Below are 6,155 nucleotides of genomic sequence, written 5' to 3'. Positions count from 1 at the left end.
CGCCGCGTCGTTTTCCTCCTTCGCTGTTTTCCCCCCCCCCGCCGGTGTACGGCGGCTACGCGGGCCCAGCATGGCCGTGCGGTGGGTCAGCCCTTGGCCTGCGCTTGGAGCTGCCGGAGGTTGTTCAGCTCGCTCTGCTGGGTGGCCTTCATGGTCTGCGCCACCCGGAGCACCTCGGCGTTGTCCGTCTCGCCGAGTGCCGCGTCGATCATGTGGATGCCGCCGAGGTGATGGTTGATCATCAGCTTCAAAAACTGACGGTCGACCTCGATGCCCTGGGCGTCCCGCAGCGCGGCCATCTCCTGTGGGGTGGCCATGCCCGGCATCAGCCCGTTCTTGACCGAAGCCCCGTCGGACATCCACGACATCGGCGGCTGAGACCCGGTCGGGCTCAGCTCCCACTGCCGCAGCCAGGTCTGCATGGCCCCGATCTCACCCTGCTGCCCGGTGGCGATGTCGACGGCGATCTGGCGCACCTCGGGCAGCGTCGCCGACCGGTAGGCGGTCAGGCTCATCTCGACCGCCTGGCTGTGGTGGGTCGTCATGTCCCGCGCGAAGCCCGCCTCGACCGAGGTGTCACCGGGCCGGGTGAGCCCCGGGGTGAGCAGGCCGCCGGCGTACCCGAGCAGCAGGCCCACCACCAGCATGGCGGCCAGCGCCAGCAGGCCGTAGCGCCGCACCGGCGCCCGGACGCCCTCGTCCGGGGCGCCCGGTGCCTCGTCGTGCTCGGTGTCCGTCGTGGCGGGAGCAGTCATCGCCGTCCTTACTGGGTGGGCTGCTGTTGGAGCTCACGCGGCGTGGTGCCGGTGGCCGTGATGCCCGTGTTGCACAGGGCGGTCGGGCCCTCGACGGAGGCGTTCACCCGCAGGTCCTTGATGAACTCGTCGATCCGCTTGTCGTCCGCGTTGTCGACCTTGAGCTGGTAGCCCCACGCCTGGAGCGAGATCGGCTTGTCCAGGCCCTCGTACGGGCTCAGCATCATCTTCTCGACGCCGCGCACCTTGCCGGCGAGCTTGTCGATCTGGTCCTGCGGCAGACCCGGCCGGTAGGTGATCCAGACGGCGCCGTGCTCCAGGCTGTGCACCGCGTGCTCGCTGGCGATCGGGGCGTCGTAGACGTCGCCCATGCAGTTCTGCCAGGCGGCGTTGTGCACCCCGCCCACCGGCGGTGAGTACTTGTAGGTCAGCGGGCCGGACTTGTGCGCCTCGTACTTCAGGCTGTCCGGGTCCGACTTGCGGATGTTGACGATGCCGTCGATGGCGTTGGCCCGCTTGTCCCACGGCTTGGAGCCCTGGAACGAGGCCCAGGCGCCGTAGCCGATGATGCCGGCGGCGAGCACGCCCACGGCGACGAAGAGCGCGATCGGGCCCCAGGCCCGGCCCTGGCTCACCTTGACGGGCGCGATCGGCTTGCGGGGACCCTTGCCACCTGCCCGCGGAGTGCTCGCCGGCTTGCCGGAACCGGCCTTGGCGCCGGACGCCGGCCGGCCCGCGGCCGGCTTCTTGCCGGTGCTGACCACGGTCGGGCGGCGCTCAGGGCCGCCCGGGGTGCTGATGCTCATCGTGCCTCGTCAGGTCGGTCGGTCAGGGGAGTGGCGGGCCGGATGACGCGCAGGGTAGCCGCCGAGTGCCCGAGTCTACCCCCGATAACATGGCTGGGTGACTCCTGCAGAACTCGCCTCGGTCGTCCTTGCCGCCGCCCACGCCGTCTTCGCCGAGCGGGGCCTGGACCAGGCCGCGCTGCCGGAGCGTACGACGGTGGAGCGACCCCGCAACCCCGAGCACGGCGACTACGCCTCCACGCTCGCCCTGCAGTTGAGCAAGAAGGTCGGCGTTCCGCCGCGTGATCTGGCCGCCGCCCTGGCCGACGAGCTGGGTCGCGCGCCCGGGGTCAAGTCGGTGGAGATCGCCGGGCCGGGCTTCCTCAACATCCGCCTCGACGCGGCCGCCGCCGGTCAGCTCGCGCGGGTGATCGTCGAGGCCGGCGCGGAGTACGGCCGCAGCGACCGGCTCGCCGGCGAGAAGATCAACCTGGAGTTCGTCTCGGCCAACCCGACCGGGCCGGTGCACATCGGCGGGGTTCGCTGGGCGGCCGTCGGTGACGCGCTCAGCCGGCTGCTGCGGGCCACGGGCGCCGACGTGGGCACGGAGTACTACTTCAACGACGCCGGGTCCCAGATCGACCGGTTCGCCCGCTCGCTGCTCGCCGCCGCGAAGGGTCAGTCCGCGCCGGAGGACGGCTACGGCGGGGCGTACATCGGTGAGATCGCCGCGGAGGTGCAGGCCCGCCGGCCGGACGTGCTGACCATGGACGACGACGCCGCCCAGGAGGTGTTCCGGGTCGAGGGCGTCGCGCTGATGTTCGACGAGATCCGCTCCTCGCTGCGCGACTTCGGGGTGGAGTTCGACACCTACTTCAACGAGAAGGACCTGCACGACCGGGGTGAGCTGGACCTCGCCCTGGCCCGGCTGCGTGAGCAGGGCCAGGTGTACGAGTCCGAGGGCGCCACCTGGCTGCGGACCACCGACTTCGGTGACGACAAGGACCGGGTGCTGCGCAAGTCCAACGGCGAGTGGACGTACTTCGCCGCGGACTGCGCCTACTACCTGGACAAGCGGGAGCGCGGCTTCGAGCGGGTCGTGATCATGCTGGGCGCCGACCACCACGGCTACATCGGCCGGATGAAGGCGATGGCCGCCTGCTTCGGTGACGACCCGGAGCGCAACCTGGAGATCCTCATCGGGCAGCTGGTCAACCTGCTGCGCGACGGTGCCCCGGTGCGGATGAGCAAGCGGGCCGGCACGGTCATCACTCTGGAGGACCTGGTCGAGGCGATCGGGGTGGACGCCTCCCGGTACGCGTTGGCCCGCTACTCCAGCGACTCACCGATCGACATCGACATCGAGCTGTGGACGCGGGCCACCCGCGACAACCCGGTCTACTACGTGCAGTACGTGGCCGCCCGGACGGCGGGCGTGGCCCGCAACGCCGCCGAGGTGGGGCTGCTCCAGGGCGACGCCGACGACTTCCGCCCCGAGCTGCTCGGGCACGAGAAGGAGAACGAGCTGCTCAAGGCGCTCGCCGAGTTCCCGGCGGTGGTGGCCACGGCCGCCGAGCTGCGGGAGCCGCACCGGGTGGCCCGCTACCTGGAGGAGAGCGTCGCCGCTTCCTTCCACCGGTTCTACGACAACTGCCGGGTGCTGCCGCTGGGCGACGAGGAGGTCACCGACCTGCACCGCGCCCGGCTCTGGCTCAACAACGCCACCCGCACGGTGATCGCCAACGGGCTGCACCTGCTGGGTGTGTCCGCTCCCGAGAGGATGTAGTCCCTGATGCGTGCACACGAGGCTGGTGCGCTGCACGGCGACATCGGCAGCCGGCCGCCCTGGCTGCGTACCCCGGACGACGTCAACGCCCTCGTGCCGGCGCTGTGGCCGCGCAACGTGACGCGCGGCGCCGACGGCGCGGTCGCCGTCGCGGGCCTGAGCGTGCGCGACCTCGCGGCCGAGTTCGGGACCCCGGTGTACGTGCTGGACGAGGACGACCTGCGGTCACGCTGCCGGGACTTCCGGGCCGCCTTCCCGACCGAGGACGTCTACTACGCCGGCAAGGCGTTCCTCTGCCGGGCGGTGGTCCGGATGATCGCCGAGGAGGGGCTGTGCCTCGACGTCTGCACCGGTGGCGAGCTGGCCACCGCGCTGGCGGCCGGGATGCCGCCGGAGCGGATGGGCTTCCACGGCAACAACAAGTCGGTGGCCGAGCTGGGCCGGGCGCTGGACGCCGGCGTGGGGCGGATCATCGTCGACTCGTTCACCGAGATCGACCGGCTGACCGCGCTGGCCCGCGAGCGGGGGGTACGCCCCCGGGTGCTGGTCCGCGTCACCGTCGGCGTGGAGGCGCACACCCACGAGTTCATCGCCACCGCGCACGAGGACCAGAAGTTCGGTTTCTCGCTGGCCGGTGGCGCCGCCGCGACGGCCGCGTTCAAGATCCTCGACGAGGACGTGCTGGAGCTGCGAGGGCTGCACTCGCACATCGGCTCGCAGATCTTCGACACCAGCGGGTTCGAGGTCTCGGCACGCCGGGTGCTCGCCCTGCAGGCGCAGATCCGCGACGCGCGCGGGGTGGAGTTGCCCGAGCTGGACCTCGGCGGCGGCTTCGGCATCGCCTACACCACCCAGGACGACCCGGCCACTCCGCAGGACCTGGCCAAGCGGCTGCGCAAGATCGTCGACTCGGAGTGCGCGGCGGAGAACCTGGCCGTCCCGCACCTGTCGATCGAGCCGGGGCGGGCCATCGTCGGGCCGGCCGTGTTCACCCTCTACGAGGTCGGCACGGTCAAGGACCTCGACGGCATCCGGACGTACGTGAGCGTCGACGGCGGGATGAGCGACAACATCCGCACGGCGCTCTACGACGCGTCCTACTCGGCGACGCTGGCCTCCCGTGCCTCGACGGAGCAGCCGTTGCTCGCCCGCGTGGTGGGAAAGCACTGTGAGTCCGGGGACATCGTGGTGAAGGATGAATTCCTGCCCGCCGACGTGCAGCCCGGAGATCTTGTCGCGGTGCCCGGCACCGGCGCCTACTGCCGCAGCATGGCCAGCAACTACAACCACGTACCCCGGCCGCCGGTGGTCGCGGTGCGTGACGGCCAGGCACGCCTGATCGTCCGGCGGGAGACCGAAGAGGACCTGCTGGCATTGGATGTTGGATGACGTCACCTGTGCGCTTGGCACTGCTCGGCTGCGGCACGGTCGGCCAGGAGGTGGTCCGGCTGCTGCACGAGCAGGCGAGCGACCTGGCCGCCCGGATCGGCGCCCCGCTGGAGATCGCCGGCATCGCCGTCCGGCGGCTCGGCCGCGACCGCGGTGACCTGCCGGTCGACCCCGCCCTGTTCACCACCGACGCGCTCGGCCTGATCAAGCGCGACGACGTGGACGTGGTGATCGAGGTGGTCGGCGGCATCGAGCCGGCCCGAGGCTGGCTGGTCGAGGCGCTGCGCGCCGGCAAGAGCGTGGTCACGGCCAACAAGGCGCTGCTCGCCGAGGACGGCGTGGCGCTGCACGAAGCGGCGGCCGAGGGCGGCGGTGACCTCTACTACGAGGCGTCCGTGGCCGGGGCCATCCCGCTGCTGCGTCCGCTGCGCGAGTCACTGCACGGGGACCGGATCAACCGGGTCACCGGCATCGTCAACGGCACCACCAACTTCATCCTCTCCGCGATGGACGCCACCGGCGCCGGCTTCGCCGAGGCGCTCGAGGAGGCCACCGAACTGGGCTACGCGGAGGCCGACCCGACGGCCGACGTGGAGGGCTTCGACGCGGCGGCCAAGGCCGCGATCCTCGCCTCGCTGGCGTTCCACACCCGGGTCGGCGCCGCCGACGTGCACCGGGAGGGCATCACCGAGGTCACCGCCGCCGACGTGGCCAGCGCCCAGGCGATGGGCTGCACGATCAAGCTGCTCTGCATCGCGGCCCGGGGCGTCGACCCCGCCGGCCGGGAGACGGTCAGCGTCCGGGTGCACCCGGCGATGATCCCGCGCAGTCACCCGCTGGCCAGCGTCAGCGACGCCTTCAACGCGGTCTTCGTCGAGGCGGACGCGGCCGGGCAGTTGATGTTCTACGGCCGGGGTGCCGGTGGGGCGCCGACCGCGAGCGCCGTGCTCGGCGACGTGGTGGCGGTGGCCCGCAACCGGCTCGCCGGGGTGCGGGCGGCCAGCGAGAGCGCGTACGCCGACCTGGCGGTGCGGCCGATGGGTGAGGCGCTGACCCGCTACCACGTCAGCCTGGACGTGGCCGACCGTCCCGGTGTGCTGGCCGCGGTGGCCGGCGTGTTCGCCCGGCACGATGTGTCGATCGCGACGGTGCGGCAGGGCTCGGCGGGTGGGTCGACCGGCGCCACCGGCCGGGCCGGTGACGCCGAGCTGGTCATCGTCACCCACGTGGCGCCGGACGCCGCACTCGCCGCGACGGTGGGCGAGCTGCGTGGTCTGGACATCGTCCGGTCGGTGACGAGCGTGCTGCGGGTCGAGGGCGGGGCGTGAGTCGTTGACACCCGGTGGTGGGGCGCGCGCGTCCCGCCAGGTGGGTAACCCGGGGTGCGCCACCGGTGGCTCGGGCAGGCTGGTCCAGGGTGGCCTGGTCCTCAGGTCGACG

5 protein-coding genes are annotated in these 6,155 nt (G+C 72.0%); 3 read left to right on the top strand and 2 right to left on the bottom strand.

Annotated features, from left to right (window positions below; translation table 11 throughout):
* Positions 1–86: 86 nt before the first annotated feature.
* A complete protein-coding gene (locus ACTWLT_RS30090; RefSeq protein ID WP_445321260.1) occupies positions 87–755 on the bottom strand; it encodes a DUF305 domain-containing protein in 669 nt (222 codons plus the stop codon).
* 8 nt (positions 756–763) lie between these two features.
* Positions 764–1,561 (bottom strand): thioredoxin-like domain-containing protein, encoded by a 798-nt coding sequence (locus ACTWLT_RS30085; protein WP_252418723.1) that lies wholly within the window; start codon positions 1,559–1,561, stop codon positions 764–766.
* Positions 1,562–1,658: 97 nt separating this feature from the next.
* On the opposite strand from ACTWLT_RS30085, the gene argS reads away from it, so the two are divergent.
* From argS to ACTWLT_RS30070, 3 genes are read left to right on the top strand one after another with little or no spacing between them, the layout of a single operon-like run.
* Positions 1,659–3,326, top strand: coding sequence for an arginine--tRNA ligase (gene argS, locus ACTWLT_RS30080; RefSeq protein WP_445321259.1), 1,668 nt, complete (start codon positions 1,659–1,661; stop codon positions 3,324–3,326).
* Positions 3,327–3,332: 6 nt separating this feature from the next.
* Positions 3,333–4,715, top strand: a complete 1,383-nt coding sequence (lysA, locus tag ACTWLT_RS30075; RefSeq protein ID WP_445321258.1) for a diaminopimelate decarboxylase — start codon at positions 3,333–3,335, stop codon at positions 4,713–4,715.
* A gap of 8 nt (positions 4,716–4,723) precedes the next feature.
* A complete protein-coding gene (locus ACTWLT_RS30070; RefSeq protein WP_445321262.1) occupies positions 4,724–6,043 on the top strand; it encodes a homoserine dehydrogenase in 1,320 nt (439 codons plus the stop codon).
* Positions 6,044–6,155: the final 112 nt, after the last annotated feature.

It is taken from the genome of Micromonospora yongxingensis, from assembly GCF_052601155.1.
The sequence above is the reverse complement of the archived record's forward strand: the minus strand, read 5'-3'. Positions and strand labels throughout refer to the sequence as shown.

What these genes read in the sequence shown, in the direction of transcription:
- ACTWLT_RS30090 (WP_445321260.1), bottom strand. Translation starts at nt 755, where the DNA reads ATGACTGCTCCCGCCACGACGGACACCGAGCACGACGAGGCACCGGGC.
- ACTWLT_RS30085 (WP_252418723.1), bottom strand. Translation starts at nt 1,561, where the DNA reads ATGAGCATCAGCACCCCGGGCGGCCCTGAGCGCCGCCCGACCGTGGTC.
- lysA (WP_445321258.1), top strand. Translation starts at nt 3,333, where the DNA reads ATGCGTGCACACGAGGCTGGTGCGCTGCACGGCGACATCGGCAGCCGG.